The 19,198-nt window shown below is 38.0% G+C and carries 11 protein-coding genes, 14 tRNA genes and 1 pseudogene; 5 read left to right on the forward strand and 21 right to left on the reverse strand.

Annotation, left to right across the window (positions count from 1 at the left end):
* Positions 1-68: 68 nt before the first annotated feature.
* From KI369_RS08400 to KI369_RS29625, 3 genes are all read left to right on the forward strand, one after another.
* Complete coding sequence (locus tag KI369_RS08400; protein WP_212955659.1) at positions 69-851, forward strand: TIGR00266 family protein; 783 nt, start codon at positions 69-71, stop codon at positions 849-851.
* A 173-nt stretch (positions 852-1,024) separates the two neighbouring features.
* The gene (locus tag KI369_RS08405; RefSeq protein WP_048529676.1) at positions 1,025-1,747 is read left to right on the forward strand and encodes a lipase family protein; all 723 of its coding nucleotides are present in this window, start codon (positions 1,025-1,027) and stop codon (positions 1,745-1,747) included.
* A 76-nt stretch (positions 1,748-1,823) separates the two neighbouring features.
* Complete coding sequence (locus KI369_RS29625; RefSeq protein ID WP_000911067.1) at positions 1,824-1,958, forward strand: hypothetical protein; 135 nt, start codon at positions 1,824-1,826, stop codon at positions 1,956-1,958.
* Positions 1,959-2,107: 149 nt separating this feature from the next.
* Here KI369_RS29625 and glgP read toward each other — a convergent pair whose 3' ends face one another.
* From glgP to glgB, 5 genes are all read right to left on the reverse strand, one after another.
* Positions 2,108-4,516 (reverse strand): glycogen/starch/alpha-glucan phosphorylase, encoded by a 2,409-nt coding sequence (gene glgP / locus KI369_RS08410; RefSeq protein ID WP_212955660.1) that lies wholly within the window; start codon positions 4,514-4,516, stop codon positions 2,108-2,110.
* An 18-nt stretch (positions 4,517-4,534) separates the two neighbouring features.
* On the reverse strand, positions 4,535-5,965 hold the full coding sequence (gene glgA, locus KI369_RS08415) for a glycogen synthase GlgA (RefSeq protein ID WP_212955661.1): 1,431 nt from the start codon (positions 5,963-5,965) through the stop codon (positions 4,535-4,537).
* A gap of 112 nt (positions 5,966-6,077) precedes the next feature.
* Entirely contained in the window at positions 6,078-7,112 is a 1,035-nt protein-coding gene (gene glgD, locus KI369_RS08420) for a glucose-1-phosphate adenylyltransferase family protein (RefSeq protein ID WP_212955662.1), read from the reverse strand.
* An 18-nt stretch (positions 7,113-7,130) separates the two neighbouring features.
* Positions 7,131-8,261: a glucose-1-phosphate adenylyltransferase gene (glgC, locus tag KI369_RS08425; RefSeq protein WP_048529685.1), complete on the reverse strand. Its 1,131-nt coding sequence runs from the start codon at positions 8,259-8,261 to the stop codon at positions 7,131-7,133.
* Complete coding sequence (glgB, locus tag KI369_RS08430) at positions 8,209-10,146, reverse strand: 1,4-alpha-glucan branching protein GlgB (RefSeq protein ID WP_212955663.1); 1,938 nt, start codon at positions 10,144-10,146, stop codon at positions 8,209-8,211. The genes glgC and glgB overlap by 53 nt, the downstream gene beginning before the upstream one ends.
* 469 nt (positions 10,147-10,615) lie before the next feature.
* On the opposite strand from glgB, the gene KI369_RS08435 reads away from it, so the two are divergent.
* Complete coding sequence (locus KI369_RS08435) at positions 10,616-11,221, forward strand: CalY family protein (protein WP_212955664.1); 606 nt, start codon at positions 10,616-10,618, stop codon at positions 11,219-11,221.
* Positions 11,222-11,253: 32 nt separating this feature from the next.
* Positions 11,254-15,477, forward strand: coding sequence for a S8 family serine peptidase (locus KI369_RS08440; protein WP_212955665.1), 4,224 nt, complete (start codon positions 11,254-11,256; stop codon positions 15,475-15,477).
* A gap of 173 nt (positions 15,478-15,650) precedes the next feature.
* Here the strand turns inward: KI369_RS08440 and KI369_RS08445 are convergent, their stop codons facing one another.
* The 16 genes and pseudogenes from KI369_RS08445 to KI369_RS08520 form a co-directional block, all read right to left on the reverse strand.
* Complete coding sequence (locus KI369_RS08445; protein ID WP_000715344.1) at positions 15,651-16,595, reverse strand: L-lactate dehydrogenase; 945 nt, start codon at positions 16,593-16,595, stop codon at positions 15,651-15,653.
* 421 nt (positions 16,596-17,016) lie between these two features.
* A pseudogene (locus KI369_RS29750) lies at positions 17,017-17,852 on the reverse strand (anti sigma factor C-terminal domain-containing protein); the annotation flags it as partial.
* An 81-nt stretch (positions 17,853-17,933) separates the two neighbouring features.
* Positions 17,934-18,005, reverse strand: a tRNA-Glu gene (locus KI369_RS08455).
* A 6-nt stretch (positions 18,006-18,011) separates the two neighbouring features.
* A tRNA-Ser gene (locus KI369_RS08460) sits at positions 18,012-18,102 on the reverse strand.
* Between the two features lie 3 nt (positions 18,103-18,105).
* Positions 18,106-18,180 (reverse strand) — tRNA-Asn (locus KI369_RS08465).
* A gap of 7 nt (positions 18,181-18,187) precedes the next feature.
* Positions 18,188-18,264: transfer RNA gene (locus KI369_RS08470), tRNA-Ile, on the reverse strand.
* A gap of 10 nt (positions 18,265-18,274) precedes the next feature.
* A tRNA-Gly gene (locus KI369_RS08475) sits at positions 18,275-18,345 on the reverse strand.
* A 13-nt stretch (positions 18,346-18,358) separates the two neighbouring features.
* Positions 18,359-18,434 (reverse strand) — tRNA-Lys (locus KI369_RS08480).
* Between the two features lie 10 nt (positions 18,435-18,444).
* Positions 18,445-18,520, reverse strand: a tRNA-Thr gene (locus KI369_RS08485).
* A 14-nt stretch (positions 18,521-18,534) separates the two neighbouring features.
* Positions 18,535-18,610: transfer RNA gene (locus KI369_RS08490), tRNA-Phe, on the reverse strand.
* A 12-nt stretch (positions 18,611-18,622) separates the two neighbouring features.
* Positions 18,623-18,698: transfer RNA gene (locus tag KI369_RS08495), tRNA-Asp, on the reverse strand.
* A 3-nt stretch (positions 18,699-18,701) separates the two neighbouring features.
* A tRNA-Met gene (locus KI369_RS08500) sits at positions 18,702-18,778 on the reverse strand.
* Between the two features lie 27 nt (positions 18,779-18,805).
* Positions 18,806-18,898 (reverse strand) — tRNA-Ser (locus KI369_RS08505).
* Positions 18,899-18,915: 17 nt separating this feature from the next.
* Positions 18,916-18,992: transfer RNA gene (locus KI369_RS08510), tRNA-Ile, on the reverse strand.
* Positions 18,993-18,996: 4 nt separating this feature from the next.
* Positions 18,997-19,073: transfer RNA gene (locus tag KI369_RS08515), tRNA-Met, on the reverse strand.
* 20 nt (positions 19,074-19,093) lie between these two features.
* Positions 19,094-19,166: transfer RNA gene (locus KI369_RS08520), tRNA-Ala, on the reverse strand.
* Positions 19,167-19,198 lie beyond the last annotated feature (32 nt).

Genomic DNA, 19,198 nt, shown 5'->3' on the forward strand with positions numbered 1-19,198 from the left:
AACTATAGTGTTCTAATTCTTGTGATTTCTGTACAATATAATTACTACATACTTATGAGGTGAAAAAAATGCAAGCACATGAAATCGAGTATAAGTTATACGGCGATGATATGCAGTTTGTTGAAATTGAGTTAGATCCAGAAGAAAGCGTTATCGCAGAAGCTGGCGCAATGATGATGATGGAAGATCATATCGAAATGGAAACGATTTTCGGTGATGGTTCCGGAACATCTGGAGGTTTATTTGGAAAACTAATGGGCGCTGGTAAACGTCTCGTTACAGGTGAAAGCATGTTTATGACTGTATTTACAAATACAGGTCACGGCAAGCGCCACGTATCATTCGCTGCTCCTTATCCTGGTAAAATTGTTCCTGTCGATTTAACAGAATATCAAGGGAAAGTAGTTTGTCAAAAAGACGCGTTTCTTTGTGCCGCAAAAGGCGTTTCTATCGGAATTGAGTTTACGAAAAAAATCGGAACTGGTTTCTTCGGTGGTGAAGGTTTCATCATGCAGAAACTCGAAGGTGATGGCCTTGCTTTCATGCACGCAGGCGGAACTGTATATAAGCGTGAATTAAAACCTGGCGAAAGACTCCGCATTGATACAGGTTGTCTCGTTGCCATGACAAAAGACGTTAACTACGATGTCGAGTTCGTTGGAAAAGTAAAAACAGCTCTATTTGGCGGCGAAGGTTTATTCTTCGCAACGTTAGAAGGACCTGGAACAGTTTGGATCCAGTCCTTAACACTTAGCCGCTTAGCAGCACGCCTTACAAGCCCAGCAGCACAAAGCAGCGGTGAAGGCAGCGTTTTAGGCGGACTTGGTCGTTTATTAGATGGGAAAGAATAAACAGTGCCCTTATGGGGCGCTGTTTTATTTTGGCATGATTCTTCCATAAGTCGCTATAGTTTCATCCACTAATTTAGATAAGCGATACAAACTATTTGCCCCCTCCAAAAGAATGAATCAAGTCCCTCACTGCATATATTAAACTATACCTTTTCGTAAGGAGGGTTTTCTTAATGCGTACTCCTTTATCCTTCGATAAAGATACTGCCATACTGTTAGCTTCTTGTTGTGAGCTAACGTATGAACAATATAAACAAAATGGGATTTTTGAAATACCAGATGGTTTTCAATATGTACAAGGCTTTCAAGGAAAAACCATTCAAACGACAGAATGGTTCGGATTCATACTAGAATCTGAGGATACCATTATTGTAGCTTTTCGCGGGACACAAACAGACACAGACTGGATTATCGATTCACTCGTTAACCAAAAACCATACCCATATGCTTTAAACAGCGGAAATGTCCATAACGGCTTTCTTTCCATTTATGAATCTTGCCGAGATTCTATTATGGATATGCTCGTATCACTACCGGCCCATAAGAAACTTCTTGCAACAGGTCATAGCTTAGGCGGTGCGCTCGCCACACTACATATACTCGATGCGCGTATCAACACCGCCTTCGCACAGTACGGTCTTTACACATTCGCCTCTCCAAAAGTGGGCGACATTGCATTTCGTAATTATTATAAACTACAAGTAGCTAGTAGCTTTCGCTTTGTTAATTTATTTGATGTCGTTCCTCTTCTCCCTCCGCGCAATGTCCATTTTAATGAACAAGATTGGGAATATGCACACGTTCATCACAACATGACTTTTACAAAAAACACAAAATCTATTACAAATAATCATGCCATGACAACATACAAAACATGTCTGACTTCTCATTTTTAACCAGTAAACATTTGGAAATTAAATATCCTTATACTATAATAATATATGAAATTATTTTTGGATGAGGGGACCTTACATGCTAAAATTTATCTTTGCACTTTTTCTCATTGTAATTTTTTCGTTTACAGGTTTCTTTACATTTTCATACTTTGCGACAGGAGAATATGATGGAACAGGTATCATATATACGGCTATTCCATTTCTTTCTTAAGCAAAAAAGGAAAACCGAGCTTAATGAGATTAAGCTCGGTTTTTTAAGTGATTATATTTTTCTTTTAAAAGTGAATACACTTTCGCATCTCTATACGTATTATTAATTTTTACACTTTGTCTCAATGTGCCTTCAAAAAGGGCTTTCACTTAATACTGTGTAACCGCATTACCAATACTCCAAATCTCATTACTATACTGTAAAATCGTTCGATCACTCGCAAAATGACCAGACTGTGCAATATTTAAAATCGACATTTCTAGCCACTTCGTTCGGTTTTCATACGCTCTACCAACAGCTTCTTGCCTTTCTGCATATGGACCAAAATCTCGCAGAACGAAGTATTCATCATTTTGAATTACGAGAGAATCATAAATCGCTTCAAATTCAGCTCCCGAATGTGCAAAGAAACCATTCGTTAACTGATCTACTACTTTTTTAATATGCATATTGTGGTGATAATAATCACTTGCACGATATCCACCATTTTGATAGTAATGAAGAACCTCTTCCGCTGTTAAGCCAAAAATGAAACAGTTATCATCACCGACCCGGTCTTTTATTTCAACATTCGCTCCGTCTAACGTTCCGAGTGTAATCGCACCATTCATCATAAATTTCATATTCCCTGTTCCTGATGCTTCTTTACTCGCAGTTGAAATTTGCTCACTCACATCCGCAGCTGGGAATATATCTTCCGCTACAGACACTCGATAGTTTTCTAGAAAGATAACTTTCATATATTGGCTTACGTACGGATCATTATTCACTTTCCTTGCGAGTTCATTTATTAATTTAATGATTTTTTTCGCATAATAATAGCCAGGTGATGCTTTCGCTCCAAAAATAAAAGTACGCGGATAAAATGTAAAACTAGCATCCTCTTTCAAACGGTTATACAAATATAAAATATGAAGAACGTTTAATAACTGTCGTTTGTAAGCATGCAGTCTTTTTACTTGCACATCAAAAATAGAATTAGGATCAATTGTAATCCCCATTTTATTATGAATACGCTCCGCTAAAATCTCTTTACGCTCTTGTTTTACCGCTGCAAATTTCTCTTGGAAACTCGCATCGTATTGAACTAATTGTAGCTCTTGAAGCTTAATCGGTTCTTTCTTCCACTCTGTTCCAATCGCCTCTGAAATAAGGTTCGTCAGCTGCGGATTCGCCTTCATTAACCAGCGTCTATGAGCGATTCCATTCGTTTTATTATTAAACTTATCTGGATAAAACTCATAAAACAATCGCATTTCACGTTGCTTTAAAATTTCCGTATGAATTTTTGCTACACCGTTTACGCTATGGCTGCCGACAATTGCTAAATGAGCCATTTTCACAAGATCATGCGCAATAATCGCCATCTCTTCAATACGATGCCATTCATACGGATAACGTTCCCAAAGTTCATGACAGAAACGTTCATTAACCTCTTCAATAATCATATAAATTCTCGGTAATAACGGTTTAAAAATGTGAATTGGCCATTTTTCAAGTGCTTCTGATAACGTCGTATGATTCGTATAAGAAATCGTTTGCGTTGTTATGTGCCAAGCTTCTTCCCATGCTAGTTTTTCTTCATCTAATAAAATACGCATTAGTTCTGGAATCGCCAAAACTGGATGTGTATCATTAATATGAATCGCAATTTTCTCATGTAATTGACGAAGGTCACCATATCTTTCTCTATGCATACGAACGATATTTTGCAAACTTGCTGATACGAGGAAATACTGTTGTTTCAAACGAAGTATTTTCCCCTCATCATGCGTATCATCTGGATATAAAAACTCCGATACTGCCTCTGTTTCACGCTTATATTTCAAAATATCTTTGCAATTTTGCGGGAAAGGAACCGGTTCAGCATTCCAAAGTCTAAGTGTATTTACGGTACTTGTCTCATAACCTACTACCGGAACGTCATATGGTACTGCCATGATCACTTCTGCATTCGTATGCCTGAACTCTAAACGCCCATCAATGTATAGTGGTTCAACATTGCCGAAATAACTTACTTCTACAGCTTGATCATGCCTTCTTACTTCCCATACGTTTTCATGAAGAAGCCACTGTTCTGGAAATTCAACTTGATAACCATCAACAATCTTTTGATCAAATAAGCCGTGTTTGTAACGAATTCCACAGCCATGACCTGGTAAGTTTAAAGATGCAAGTGAATCAAGGAAACAGGCTGCTAATCGTCCAAGGCCACCATTTCCAAGACCCGCATCTGCTTCCACCTCTTCTAATTGTTGCAACGAAATCCCAAGCTCAGAAAGCCCTTGCTCACATACATCCCTGATGCCTAAATTTAATATGTTACTTCCAAGCAAACGCCCAAGTAAAAACTCAATGGACAAGTAATACATTTGCTTTCGCTCTCCCGACCGATAGCTTTCGTTCGTTGCAATCCATTGACTATTCATATACTCACGTACCATGTACCCAAGCGTATTGTATTGATCACGAGTTGTAGAATCTTTGAAACTTTTCCCATACATCGTCTCTAACTTTTCTAGAAAAGCTGATTTGAAACTTTCAACATGAGTAAACATTTCTTCACCACCTACATGTTATTCCATGAGACTTTTATACAATTTTTTATAAGCAAGAGCTGACTTCTCCCAGCTATAATCTTCAGTCATCGCTTGTTTTACAAGCTGCTCCCATACCGGTTTATCATGATAAAATTCCATTGCACGAAGAACCGTGTGCAACATGTCATGTGCATTAAAGTTCGTGAAACTGAAACCATTTCCTTCTCCCGTTTCTTCATCATAAGATTGTACAGTATCATTTAATCCGCCTGTCTCTCTTACAATCGGAATCGTACCGTACGCTAATGCGATAAGTTGTCCAAGGCCACATGGTTCAAATAGTGATGGCATTAAGAATAAATCACTTCCCGCATATACTTGGTGAGCTAATTCTTCATTAAAGCCGATATACACTTTTACCTTCTCAGGATACTCATACGCCATCCACTCAAAGAATTGCTCATATTCTGAATCACCTGACCCTAAAATAATACATTGTACATCTTCCTCCATTATTTCACGGAATACAGTACGTACTAAATCAAGACCTTTTTGCTTCGTTAATCTCGTTACCATCGAAATAATTGGCGTATCTTCTTTTTCTGGCAAACCAAAATAACGCTGCAAAGCGCGTTTATTTTCATTCTTTTCATATAATGAATCTGCATCGTACTGAGCAGTAATATACGAATCCGTTTCTGGATTATATACGCTCGTATCAATTCCATTTACGATGCCGCTAAGCTTACCATTATATTTTCGCAACAATCCATCTAACTTCTCACCGAAAAACTCATATTGAATTTCTTCTTTGTATGTCGGGCTAACCGCTGTAATTTGATCAGAAGCGATAATCCCGCCCTTCATAAAGTTCACATTTCCATAAAACTCTAACTGCTCACTATGGAAATATTCATCACCGAGTTCTAACAAGTCGTACATCACTTCAGGAGGAAATACACCTTGGAACTGCAAGTTATGAATCGTATATACCGTTTTAATATGCTCATATAATGGGTTATCTTGATACTTTTCACGTAGTAAGAAATTCACCATAGCTGTATGCCAATCGTGGCTATGAAGAACATCCACTTCGAAATCAAGATGCGGAATACACTCTAAAACTGCTTTCGAAAAATAAGAAAAACGCTCTCCATCATCATAATGACCATACAGAGAATCCCTCTTAAAATAATACTCATTATCTATTAAGTAATACGTAATCCCGTCTTGCTCACCTTTTAAAATTCCGCAATATTGATTTCTCCACCCAAGCGGGACGTTAATTACTTTATGTAACGTACATCCATCCCTTAATTTTTGCGGAATAAGACTATAATTCGGGAGTATAATGCGAACGTCCACACCTAATTTTTTCAGCTCTTTTGGGAGCGCACCTGCTACATCAGCTAATCCTCCCGATTTAACAAATGGTACACATTCTGATACTGCAAATAAAATATTCACTTGTTGTCCCACTGCACGAAAAGCTTATACTACTTCCCTTGCAGCTTCCTCCCTTCGAGTTTTCATTTGAATTAAAACTTTAATCAGTGGAGGAAAAACCCCCACTGATTTCTTAAGAATAACTATTAATCGTACTGCTTTGAACGCTTCCTTTTTCAATAACGTATGGCTCATCGGCGTTTCCTTTTAGCACAACACCATCACCAATTTTCACATCTTTATCAATAATAACACCGTCTATTATACAGTTATCTCCAATTTGGCTCTTTTGCATAATAATGCTATTACGAACAATTGAACCTTTCCCAATTTTAACAGAACGGGAAATAACACTATTTTCTACTTCACCTTCGATAATACTGCCGTTTGCAATCATTGTATTTTTCACAGTTGCACCCTTTAAATAGCGAGTTGGTGGTTCATCTTTTACTTTCGTAAAGATCGGTGCTTCTTTCTTAAATAATTGCTTCCAAATAGCAGGTTGCAAAATTTCTAAGCTATGTTTATAGTAACTTTCAATCGAATCAATAATCGCTACATACCCTGTATGCTCATACGTAGCAATATGCAGTGATTTTCCGCGCTTCTCTCTCACTACATCGAATAAGCTATATTGCTCCACATCTTTATATGACTCGAATAAATCTAACAGTAATTGTTTCTTTAACACGTATGTTTGAAGCGAAACCCCTTCATGGCAAACTTCAGTAATATCAGCTGCCGTATGTATATGTCGCTCTAACACTGCCTGGAAGTTTAATGCTGTTACGAGATGGCTATTCGTAATAACAACGTATTCTTCTCTAGCTCTTAGAAAATAATCAATATGTCTTCTAAAATGCGCAAAAGACCCAAATTCATCTTGGTCACATTGGCAATTTGGTGGGAATAAAAACAGTCCGTCTCTTTTTCTATCTAAATCCCACTGTTTTCCTGAACCAACATGGTCCATTAACGAACGGTTTTTATGACTTGTAAAAACCGCTACACTATGAATATTAGAATTCACCATATTTGAAAGCATGAAATCAATGAGTCGATAACGGCCCCCAAACGGTAACGCCGCTAGTGAACGATGCCCTGTTACTTTCTTTAAGGAAGGAAAACTTCCCGTTGCATTAATAATTCCTAACATTTTTTCTCCCATTCATTTCATCCCCCTTTTCTATTTTCCTTCAGCAATGAGTACTACATCGTCAACATTTTTTTCTGGACGAATAATTGTTCCATCTTCAATAACCATTTCCGATCCAACAATCGCTCTCTCAATTACAACATTTTTACCAATCTTCGCTCCTGGCATAACGACAGAATCAATAACCATACTACCTTCTTCCACCGTCACCCCTTGGAATAACACAGAATGCCTCACGTCCCCTTCAATGACGCATCCTTCATTAATAAGTGATTCTTCTACTTTTGCCTGCTCCGCAATATATTGAGGTGGCTCATTTGGATTCACAGAATAAATACGCCAATTACGATCGTTTAAATTCAGCGATGTTTCATCGCGTAGTAAATCCATATTCGCTTCCCATAAGCTCTTCACCGTTCCAACATCTTTCCAATATCCTTCAAACGGGTACGCCATCAACTTCTTCCCTTCATCTAATAACAGCGGAAGTACATCTTTTCCGAAATCATTACTAGATTCAGGATTTCTTGCATCCATCTCTAAATACTCTTTCAAAATTGCCCAGTTAAAAATATAAATTCCCATTGATGCAAGGTTACTTCTTGGAAATTGCGGTTTTTCTTCAAATTCAACAATCTCCATCTCTTCGTTCGTATTCATAATACCGAAACGACTCGCTTCATCCCACGGCACTTCAATAACAGAAATCGAAACGTCCGCTTCTTTCTCAATATGGTAATCTAGCATTTTACTGTAATCCATTTTATAAATATGGTCGCCTGATAAAATCAGAACATACTCTGGTTCATACTGACTTAAATAGTTTAAGTTTTGATAAATGGCACTTGCCGTACCAGTGTACCATTTCACCCCTGAAGACTCCGCGTAAGGAGGTAACACTGTGACTCCACCGCTTACTCGGTCTAAATCCCACGCATTGCCGATTCCGATGTAATTATGAAGTTCGAGCGGTTGATATTGCGTCAAAATCCCAACCGTTTCAATACCAGAATTCGCGCAGTTACTTAGCGTAAAATCAATAATGCGATATTTACCACCAAATGGAACAGCTGGCTTGGCTAAATTTTTTGTTAATGCACTTAATCGACTACCTTTTCCCCCTGCTAGTAACATTGCTACGCACTTTTGTTTTTGAGCCATCTTGTTTTTTGCTCCCCTTTCTCGTCTTCACTGGTCGTAATATGGATACGCCAAATGGTGGAATTGTAATTTCTACATGTGCCGCTTGATTATGATACGGTTCTTGAATCGCCTTCAGACGTTTCTTATTCACTTGCCCCGAGCCGCCATATTGCTCAGCATCACTATTTAAAATCTCGTTATAATACTCGAAATCTGGTACACCTACTTTATAGTTTTCATATGTAGCTTTCGTAAAATTACATACGACAACTAACGCATCTTCTTGTTTATCCCCTTGGCGGATAAACGAGAAAATACTTTGCTCATGATTATTAGCATCAATCCACTGAAATCCTTCAGGCGAATGATCAAGCTGCCAAAGTGGTTTGGAGCGCTTATACAATGCTATGAGCTCTTTAAAGTAATCATGCATATAACGATGCATTTCAAAATCATGTAAATTCCAATCTAAGTCCTCAAGGTCTTTCCACTCATCAAACTGCCCAAATTCTCCTCCCATGAAAAGTAATTTCTTTCCTGGGTGAGTAAAGAAATATCCATATAATAAACGAAGTTGAGCAAACTTATCCCAGTACTCTCCTGGCATTTTATTTAATAATGACTTTTTCCCATGAACGACTTCATCATGAGAGAGCGGTAATATGAAGTTTTCAGAATAAGCATATATTAAAGAAAACGTCATTTTTTCATGAATATACTTCCTGTACTCAGGCGCACACTCCATATACTTCAGCACATCATTCATCCAGCCCATATTCCATTTGTAATTGAATCCAAGCCCACCTTCATACGTTGGGGCTGTTACAAGTGGCCAAGCCGTTGAATCTTCTGCTGTCATAAGAAAATCTTCATCTTCTGCAAACACCGCTTCATTTAACTCTCGTAAAAATGAAACAGCATGCTCATTACTTTGCTCCTGTCCTTCTTTATTCCAGTACAGCATGTTCGCAACTGCATCCACTCTGAAACCATCAATATGGAAATATCTCATCCAAAATAACGCATTTGAAATTAAGAAATTACGTACTTCCCTCTTTCCTAAATCAAAATTGACAGTTCCCCATACTGGATTCTCTTGCACATCTTTATCTTTATATTCATAAGTCGGTGTCCCATCAAACAAATATAAACCGTGAGCATCTTTACAAAAATGCCCCGGCACCCAATCTAAAATGACACCGATTCCATATTTATGACATTCATCGACAAAATGCATCAAATCATGTGGTGTGCCGAATCTACTCGTTGCTGCATAATATCCCGTCCCTTGGTATCCCCAAGAACGATCATATGGATGCTCAACAAGTGGCATAATTTCAATATGTGTAAATTGATGTTCCACCACATAAGGAATGAGTTCTTCTGCCACTTCCCTGTAAGAATACAGTGTTCCATCTTCTTTCTTTTTCCAAGAACCGAAATGTAATTCATAAATCGTCATCGCTTCTTTATAAACCGGTTTTTTCTTTTTCTTACGATTCCAGTTTTTATCATTCCATTCGTATCCCTTTATATCAAAAACTACAGATGCCGTATTCGGTCTTACTTCTGCATACACAGCATACGGATCCGCCTTGAAAATGACATCACCAGCCATCGTTTCAATCGCATATTTATATATTTCTCTTTCTTCAATATGCGGTATAAACAAGGACCAAATGCCCTCTTCTGTCACTTGTAGCATCTTATGTTGCTCATAGTCCCATTCATTAAAATCTCCAACAACACTCATTGCTTTCGCATGAGGAGCCCATACTGTAAATCGTACACCTCGCATCTCATCTTCCGTCACAACATGTGCCCCAAAGATGTTATAACTGTCATAGTACTTTTCTGTATGAAACTCATCTCGTTTCACTTCTTCACAATTTATTACACTCAATATGTTCACCTCACTAAGATGACAGAATTTTTTATACTTTAACTATTTCTGCGAAAAACTGCAATATCCTTGTTAATTTATAAAAAACATTCGTTTTTTTCTTAAAAATTTTAGTTTTTATTCACATTTCCGTGTAAAATATCGAATTTTGACGAATATTCATTGAAAACGCTTTATTATCCTTCTATATTTTTGCTTATTATTTTTTCTCAACCTTTATTTTAATGGGTTTATCCTATTTTTTACGCTATTTTCCATTCAAAATCAAAACAAAATAATCTGTCATAAAAAAATGTTTCTCAATATTTTTTGTCACAATTTTATTGAAATGCGAAATTCATAAGCATATACTTGTTCTCAATAAAGAACATCGGTCTTTCGTAACTATAATTCATAGCGGACTACTATGTTTACTTATTTATCGTTGTTGCAAACGGTCGCTATACAAATTTAACTAGGGGGCTTTCTTATGTCATTAAAACAAAAAGTAGGAATGGGAGTTATCACCGCTTCACTTGGCTTATCCCTTACATTCGGCGGTGTATTCGCCTATTTCAGTGATTCTGAAACATCTATTAACTCATTTCAAGCTGGTACACTAGATCTTTCTATTAACCCGAGTGTAATTGTTAATGTGAAAGATTTAAAACCAGGTGATTTAATTGAAAAAAATTTCACGCTTGAAAATAAAGGAACATTGGATATTGCAAAAGTAGCACTTGAAACATCCTATGAAGTTACAGATGCAAAGAAAAATAATGATGGTGAAGATTTAGGTGATCATATCATCGTCAAATTTTTAGTGAATGATGGAAAACCATCTAATCCAAACGATGACCATGAAATTTTGTGGGAAACAAAACTATCAGAATTAAAAACTATGAAACCTGAGGATGTAGCTACTTCTCTAGAACGTCATAACTTAATAGACGGTATTAACTCTGGTGAAACAGATTCCTTACACGTGCTCTTCTCTTTTGAAGACAACGAACAAGATCAAAATAAATTCCAGGGTGATTCCTTACAACTAAACTGGACATTCCATGCGGAGCAAACACCAGGCACGGAGAAATAATTTTTAAAATATAAATTATCGGAGGCCTATACATGAAAAAGAAAAATCGTTTTGTTACCGGAATTGTAACGGCTGGCGTTCTGTTTTCAACTGCCCTTCCGTTCAATGTGCTTGCTGAAAATCCTATTAACCAAATTGACTCTTCAAACGCTCAGTCTTTACTATCAAAACTTTCTAAAGAACAGCGTCAGGCATTACAAACGTTAGATGCCAACCCTGGTTTTACTATCTCGCCAGATATTAATACGAGTAGTTCTGAGCCTGTAAATATCATTGTAGAATTTCAAACTGCTCCAGTAAAGATTAATGAATTAAAACAAAAAGAAAAAGGGTTACAAGCTGCTCCTGAAAACATAAAGGCACGTATTGATCAAGAACATGAGGAATTCCAAAAAGGACTAAAACGTCTGTATCAATTTAGCCCATCAGTAAAATCAGGGAATTTCCAGTCTGTGCAAATTAAACGATCTTATAAGCACGCTATAAATGGGGTCGCTCTAACGTTACCTGCAAATACAGTGGAAGAATTGTTACGAATTGGCGTTGTAAAACGTATTTGGAAAGATTATGAAGTGAAATTGAATTTACCAAAACAAGCAGAGCAAAAAGCACCTCAAAAACTAACAGATAGCATTCCGCAAATTGGAGTAGATAAATTACATAGCGAGGGCATTACCGGAAAAGGAATTAAAGTTGGGGTATTAGATACAGGTATTGATTACAATCACCCTGACTTAAAAGACGTGTATAAAGGCTATCGCGCAAAAAATGGTGAAGATTCTAGTAAGGTAGACCCAAATTCCGTAAAAGGTTGGGACTTTATTAATAACGATGCGGATCCGATGGAAACAACTTATACAGAGTGGCAACAATCTGGCGCTCCTGAATTTGATGACCGCGGTTCTTCCTTCTACACCGCGCATGGTACTCACGTAGCAGGTATCGTTTCTGCTCAAAAGAAAAACAAATCAGATTCAGCAGTAAAGGGCGTTGCACCTGACATTGAACTATATAACTATCGTGTACTCGGTCCATACGGAAGCGGAGATAGTTCAGGTATTATTGCTGCAATCGATAAATCTATTTCTGACGGTATGAACGTCATTAACTTATCGTTAGGTGACGATAGCAACAATCCGCTTGATCCAACGTCTATCGCTGTCAATAACGCGATGCTTTCGGGCGTCGTTACAGTCGTTGCTGCCGGGAACTCTGGTCCAAATCCAGCGACACTCGGATCACCAGGTGCTTCTCCATTTGCTATTACAGTTGGAGCAAGTGATAGCTCTATTTCCTTACCAAAACTATCAGGTCATACGGGACAATTACAATTCCCTAACCTAATTTTATTCGGCAAAAACTTCACTGATAAAATAGAAGATTTCAAAGGACAATCTCTCCCTATTGAATCTGTAGGAATTGGTACGCCTGACGAATTTAGTAAGAAAGATGTAAAAGGAAAGATCGCTCTCGTTGCACGTGGTACACTGTCATTTGATGAAAAAATTGCTAATGCAAAACAAGCAGGTGCAAAAGCCGTTATTATTTATAACAATGTGGACGGAGAAATTCCTTTCTACGTTGGCGAAAGTACAAAATACATTCCAGCATTCCGCCTAACGAAAGAAGATGGTGAAAAACTAAAGGCTCAAATCGAACAAGGTAATACATCCTTTACCTTTGACGAACTTACCTATATTCAAACAGAAGGCGATCATCTTGCAGACTTTAGCTCACGTGGTCCTGTTACATCAAATGATGATATTAAACCTGATATTACAGCGCCTGGTGTTGCTGTACTTTCAACAGTACCTGAGTATATTAACGACCCACAAGAGGGCGAAAACTATGATGTTTCCTATGAACGTATGCAAGGAACATCCATGGCATCTCCTCATATCGCTGGCGTTGCTGCTCTTATTTTACAAGAACACCCAGAATACTCTCCATTCGATGTAAAAGCGTCTCTTATGAACACGGCTGACGATTTAAAAGAAAAGTATTCCGTATATGAAGTTGGAGCTGGGCGAGTAGATGCTTATAACTCTGTTCACACGGAAACAAGTTTTAAAGTGTTAGATACAACAAAAACAATTGTAAATGATGAAGTGATTGAAGTACCGGAAGAAACTGGATCCATTGCATTCGGTAAATACTATCAAAAAGACGGGGAATCAATTGAACAAAAACGAAAAATTAAAATTGAAAATCGTAATAAACAAGATAAGAAAGAATTTAAAACAGAAATTTCTTATACACCAGCATCTTCTTCTATTAACGACGCTATCGCAAACGGTGTAAAAGTTTCTGTTCCAGAAACAATTACTCTCGATGCTGGCAAATCAGATGAAATTGAAGCAAAAATTCATGTTCCAGCCGGTGTAAAACAAGGCCGATACGAAGGATATATTCATATTACGAACACGAAAAATAAAGAAGAAACGTATCAAATTCCGTTCTCTATTCGTGTATCAGAACCTGGTATTGAAAATGCGATATTATCAAGAAAAGCAATTTCAACTGATACATCAAAGTTTAATCCATATGGTGAGTCATATGTTCACGGGGCATTCCAATTAAATAGCGAACTTGAAACGTTAGATCTTATCGTAAAAGATTCCAAAACAAATAAAGCACTCGGCTTCATTGGAACGTTAAACACGAGTGGCCTAAAAACTGATGTGTATTACTACTTAGAATCCTTCTTTAACGGAAAGGTGTATCCTTTTACAAATGATCCAGCAAAACCAATTGGTGATGAGAAAATCAACTTACCAGAAGGAGACTACACAATTGAGTTTGTTGGCTATGATAAAGATGGAAAAGCACGTGTGAAAGGTGATTATGTCGTAATTGATAATACACCGCCAGAGGTGAAATTAACTGGATTACAACCTGGTATTTATGAACTAAATGAAGAAAACTATACAGTAGAAGATGGTAAAAAAGCACTATGGATTAAAGGAAATGTATATGATTCTAACGTTGATTACTTAAAAGGAAAAGGATTAAACATTACGCAAGAAGCAAATGGAGTTATGTATTATGACTATTCTCCATACTTGCATAAGTTTTTACCTATTAATGCAAATGGTGACTTTAAAGTTGGCATTACTCCTGAATCCTTTAAAGTGGAAGGTCCAATGAACACAGGCGTATATATTTTCGATTATGCAACTGCAGGACTTGACTATCCAAGCGGTGTCAATAACTATTGGTTTATCCCGCAAGGAGCTCAATATGCGAAAACTAGTTATGATAAAAAAGAAGTATATAAAGATGATGAATTCACTGTGACGCTAAACGCCAAACATGTGAAACAATTTGTTGCTGGGGAATTTAACGTAAAATTCCTAGAGAAGAACTTCAAATTTGCAAATGCGAAATTGAATCCTGCTTTTGAAAAACTCCTTTCTGAAAAAGGGGTAACAGCAAAAGTAAACGAACCAAAACTGGAAGAAGGTTCTGTTACAGTAGGCGGAGCTATCGATGACAAAAACTTCGCTGGATTAGATGGTGATTTCCCGTTCATTGATGTTACTTTCAAAGTAGAAAATGATGAATTTTATGAAGCAAATACTCAATTAGATTTACCAGTGTTCGTTTACTGGAAACAAGGTGAATCAGAACCAAATAGAATGCGCGTCCTTCAAGATCAAACATTCTCAGTTATGTCTTTAAACTCACTCGTAGAAGGTAATATTAAACCTGGTGCATTCTTAAATGAACGTGGCTATTTAGACGAAAAATTCGATTATACAAAGCTTGGCGTAAAAGTATATGCAACAGATTCTTACCGTCATAAGTTTGAAGGTGTGCTCGATAAATACGGTTACTTTAAACTAAATAGACTACCTGTTAATAAACGCGACTACAACTTATACGTAGAGGTTCCAGGGCATTTAACAAGCCGACTAACAACGAAATTAGGTACTGAAAAAGATGGTAAGCTACTTGGCCAATATTATTATGCACGCCTTGATGAAAACCTTGCAGGTGATGTAAATGGAGATAAAGTAATTGATATAAAAGATGCAGAAATTATCGCTAGCAACTACGGTAAAAAAGGACTATCTGTAAAAGACGGCGACCTTAACAAAGATGGCATTGTCGACGAAAAAGATATTCGTTTCGTTGAAAAGAACTTTTTGAAGAAAGGTCCTGATGCATCTAAATCACAAACACCTGTTGAAAAATCAAAAAACGGTATACTTGCAGATATTTTAAAGAAGTTAGGATTAACTCCTAAAAAATAATAATAAAGAGCACTCTATATAAAGTAGAGTGCTCTTTTCTATAAACGACCCTGATCCAGCAAAAGGGGTATATTGGGGATATACAAGGGAAACCGGAAAAGGAATTTATATTAAATTATATAAAAACTCAGAGGTAGGAAGCAGTTTCCCGCCCCTGAATGATTTATCAATTATTATAGTACTGGTGCCATTGTTTCTTTTAATACTTTTACAGAATGAGCGAATTTCGCTTTTTCATCTTCATTTAACTCAAGTTCTACGATTTCACGTACACCTTCGCGGTTAATAACAGCTGGAACACCTACGAAAGCATCTTTCTCACCGTATTGTCCTTCAAGGTATGCAGATACAGTTAATACGCTGTTCTCGTTGCTTAAGATTGCTTTAGTTACACGAAGTAGTGACATACCGATTCCGTAGTAAGTTGCACCTTTACGCTCGATGATATGGTAAGCTGCATCACGTACGTTTTCGAAGATTTTATCTAAGTCTTCTTGTTTGTACTGTTCGTTGTTAGCTAAGATTGTTTCTAGTTTTTGTACACCGATAGTAGCGTGGCTCCATACTGGAAGTTCAGTGTCACCGTGTTCACCAACGATGTAAGCATGAACGTTACGTGGATCTACATCTAAGTAGTCACCTAACATGTAACGGAAACGAGCAGAGTCTAAAGTAGTACCAGAACCAATTACACGCTCTTTTGGTAATCCAGATTCTTTCCAAGTTACGTAAGTTAAAATATCAACTGGGTTTGTAGCGATTAAGAAAATTCCATCGAATCCGCTATCCATAATGCCGCGAACGATTTGTTTAAAGATCTTTGTATTTTTCTCAACTAAGTCTAAACGAGTTTCACCTGGCTTTTGTGGTAATCCAGCAGTGATAACAACTAAATCTGCATCTTTACAATCTGCATAGCTACCGCTCCAAACTTTTGTTGGTGATGGAGAGAATGGTACCGCATGGCTTAAGTCCATTGCTTCCCCTTCTGCTTTTGCTTCATTAACATCTACTAATACGAATTCTTCAGCTACACCTTGGTTGATCATTGAGTAAGCGTAACTACAACCTACAGCTCCTGTTCCTACTAATACTACACGATTGATACCTTTTTTCATGTTAATTTCCCCTCTCTATTGTTCACATATATTTTTTTATGATTGTTTAAGTAATTAATTAAAATACTAATTTAATGTTGTTTAACTTCTTTACATTCATATTGTAGCACGTATCATTGTGAATTACTTCACAAATTATGACCTATTTGTGAACTTTTTCACATAGAGTGTAAAGTTATTAGAATAGGTGTGGAATCCATTTCAATGGAGGCGTTTTCTTTAGATTGTGAAAAGGGTTTTCTTACGTTTTTGTTGGTAAGTGAAATTATACCGACGATTTTTAGAATATATCTACCGTAACTCAAAATAGATCAACGATTCGACAAGGAATATCGACTTACCGGCAAAACTCGGCAATAATAACAGCATAAAAAAGCTGTCTCCAGTAGATCACTTATTGAGAGACAGCTTCTTCTATATATTATTTATTTTCCACAGTAGCTCCTAATACAGCAGCCTTCACATAATTTTGACCATTTAACTTCTGTAAATCCGCAGCCGTTCCTGTTACGACCACTCCAATAACTTTTACATCTTGCTCACTTGGTTTTGTTTTCTTTCCTTTTAGGTAGTTATATATGCGCTCATACTCCTCATAATATTTTCCCTTTTTCTCCATTCCACTTTGGATTGCTAAAAGAAAATCTTTTTCTGTTCCATTTCCCAATTCAATATCACCTGGTTTTGCTTTAAAACCGTACACCTCATAAGCACTTTGAGTAACATCATCTAAATGATATGATCTTTTATCATAATATGTATCTACCCAATACCAAACAGGATGCACTCCTTCTGGTAACATGCCTTTTAGTTCAGAGACCTTATACGGTTTATCAAAGGATATAGCCAATTCAGCTACTTTCTTTTCATCTTTTATTTCCTCTATTTCATTTATATAACTATTATATGAAGCAAATGGCAAGTAAAACTGCATCTCTCTTTCCATCGTTTGATTATTATACAATTCACTTTTCTTATTAATACTTTCATTCCCTATTACAACTTTATCAGCTATCCTTAATAGATTTACATTCGATAATTTGCGAAATGTATTCCAAACTTTATACTCATATACTTCATCTTCCCACTTAACGGGTTTTCCCTCTATAACCTTATACGTTTTATACTCTACTGTGCTTTTAAATAAACCATTAGAAGTAATTGCTACCTCTCTTCCGTATTAGGTCTTGTAATTTGCCTTATCATATTTAAGTCACGATCCATAGTTAAGTAAGCTCTATTGTTCAATTGTGAGATCTATAAAAAAAAAGCAGACTATCCAAAGTCCACTTTTACACAACAAAAAAGAGATAGCAGATTATGCTATCTCTTTTAGTATGACCCGTACGGGATTCGAACCCGTGTTACCGCCGTGAAAGGGCGGTGTCTTAACCACTTGACCAACGGGCCAATTACTGGCAGAGAAGAAGGGATTCGAACCCTCGCACCGCGTTAGCGATCTACTCCCTTAGCAGGGGAGCCCCTTGAGCCACTTGGGTACTTCTCTATATGGCTCCGCAGGTAGGACTCGAACCTACGACCGATCGGTTAACAGCCGATAGCTCTACCACTGAGCTACTGCGGAACAATTATGGTGGGCCTAAATGGACTCGAACCATCGACCTCACGCTTATCAGGCGTGCGCTCTAACCAGCTGAGCTATAGGCCCATAATTGAAAAGCGGGTGAAGAGAATCGAACTCTCGACCAGAGCTTGGAAGGCTCTTGTTTTACCACTAAACTACACCCGCATTAAATTGTAAATGGTGAGCCATGAAGGATTCGAACCTTCGACCCTCTGATTAAAAGTCAGATGCTCTACCAACTGAGCTAATGGCTCATTTTGAAAGTGGTGCCGACTAGAGGACTTGAACCCCCAACCTACTGATTACAAGTCAGTTGCTCTACCAATTGAGCTAAGTCGGCTTGCGACTTCAAAATGGTGGCTCGGGACGGAATCGAACCGCCGACACGAGGATTTTCAGTCCTCTGCTCTACCGACTGAGCTACCGAGCCTTTATGTAAAAATGGCGGTCCCGACCGGGGTCGAACCGGCGATCTCCTGCGTGACAGGCAGGCATGTTAACCACTACACCACGGGACCATTTGGTTGCGGGGACAGGATTTGAACCTGCGACCTTCGGGTTATGAGCCCGACGAGCTACCGTGCTGCTCCACCCCGCGATGATAAAATATTTACTTTAGAAAAAATGGAGGAGGTAGAGGGATTCGAACCCCCGCGCGACTCTCGCCGCCTGTCGGTTTTCAAGACCGATCCCTTCAGCCGAACTTGGGTATACCTCCGAGATAGAAACGTCTAATGGTGGACCTTGTAGGACTCGAACCTACGACCGGACGGTTATGAGCCGTCTGCTCTAACCAGCTGAGCTAAAGGTCCTTTATGGTAGCGGCGGAGGGGATCGAACCCCCGACCTCACGGGTATGAACCGTACGCTCTAGCCAGCTGAGCTACACCGCCATAAATGATATTAAAATAAGTGGAGCCTAGCGGGATCGAACCGCTGACCTCCTGCGTGCAAGGCAGGCGCTCTCCCAGCTGAGCTAAGGCCCCATGTTTTTGGAAAATCGGGAAGACAGGATTTG

Origin of the sequence: Bacillus sanguinis, assembly GCF_018332475.1 — a bacterium.
Lineage (GTDB): Bacteria > Bacillota > Bacilli > Bacillales > Bacillaceae_G > Bacillus_A > Bacillus_A sanguinis.

Coding starts and splice junctions, on each gene's coding strand:
- KI369_RS08400 (WP_212955659.1), top strand. CDS start 69: ATGCAAGCACATGAAATCGAGTATAAGTTATACGGCGATGATATGCAG.
- KI369_RS08445 (WP_000715344.1), bottom strand. CDS start 16,595: ATGAAAAAAGGTATCAATCGTGTAGTATTAGTAGGAACAGGAGCTGTA.
- KI369_RS08435 (WP_212955664.1), top strand. CDS start 10,616: ATGTCATTAAAACAAAAAGTAGGAATGGGAGTTATCACCGCTTCACTT.
- glgD (WP_212955662.1), bottom strand. CDS start 7,112: ATGGGAGAAAAAATGTTAGGAATTATTAATGCAACGGGAAGTTTTCCT.
- glgP (WP_212955660.1), bottom strand. CDS start 4,516: ATGTTTACTCATGTTGAAAGTTTCAAATCAGCTTTTCTAGAAAAGTTA.
- KI369_RS29625 (WP_000911067.1), top strand. CDS start 1,824: ATGCTAAAATTTATCTTTGCACTTTTTCTCATTGTAATTTTTTCGTTT.
- KI369_RS08440 (WP_212955665.1), top strand. CDS start 11,254: ATGAAAAAGAAAAATCGTTTTGTTACCGGAATTGTAACGGCTGGCGTT.
- KI369_RS08405 (WP_048529676.1), top strand. CDS start 1,025: ATGCGTACTCCTTTATCCTTCGATAAAGATACTGCCATACTGTTAGCT.
- glgC (WP_048529685.1), bottom strand. CDS start 8,261: ATGGCTCAAAAACAAAAGTGCGTAGCAATGTTACTAGCAGGGGGAAAA.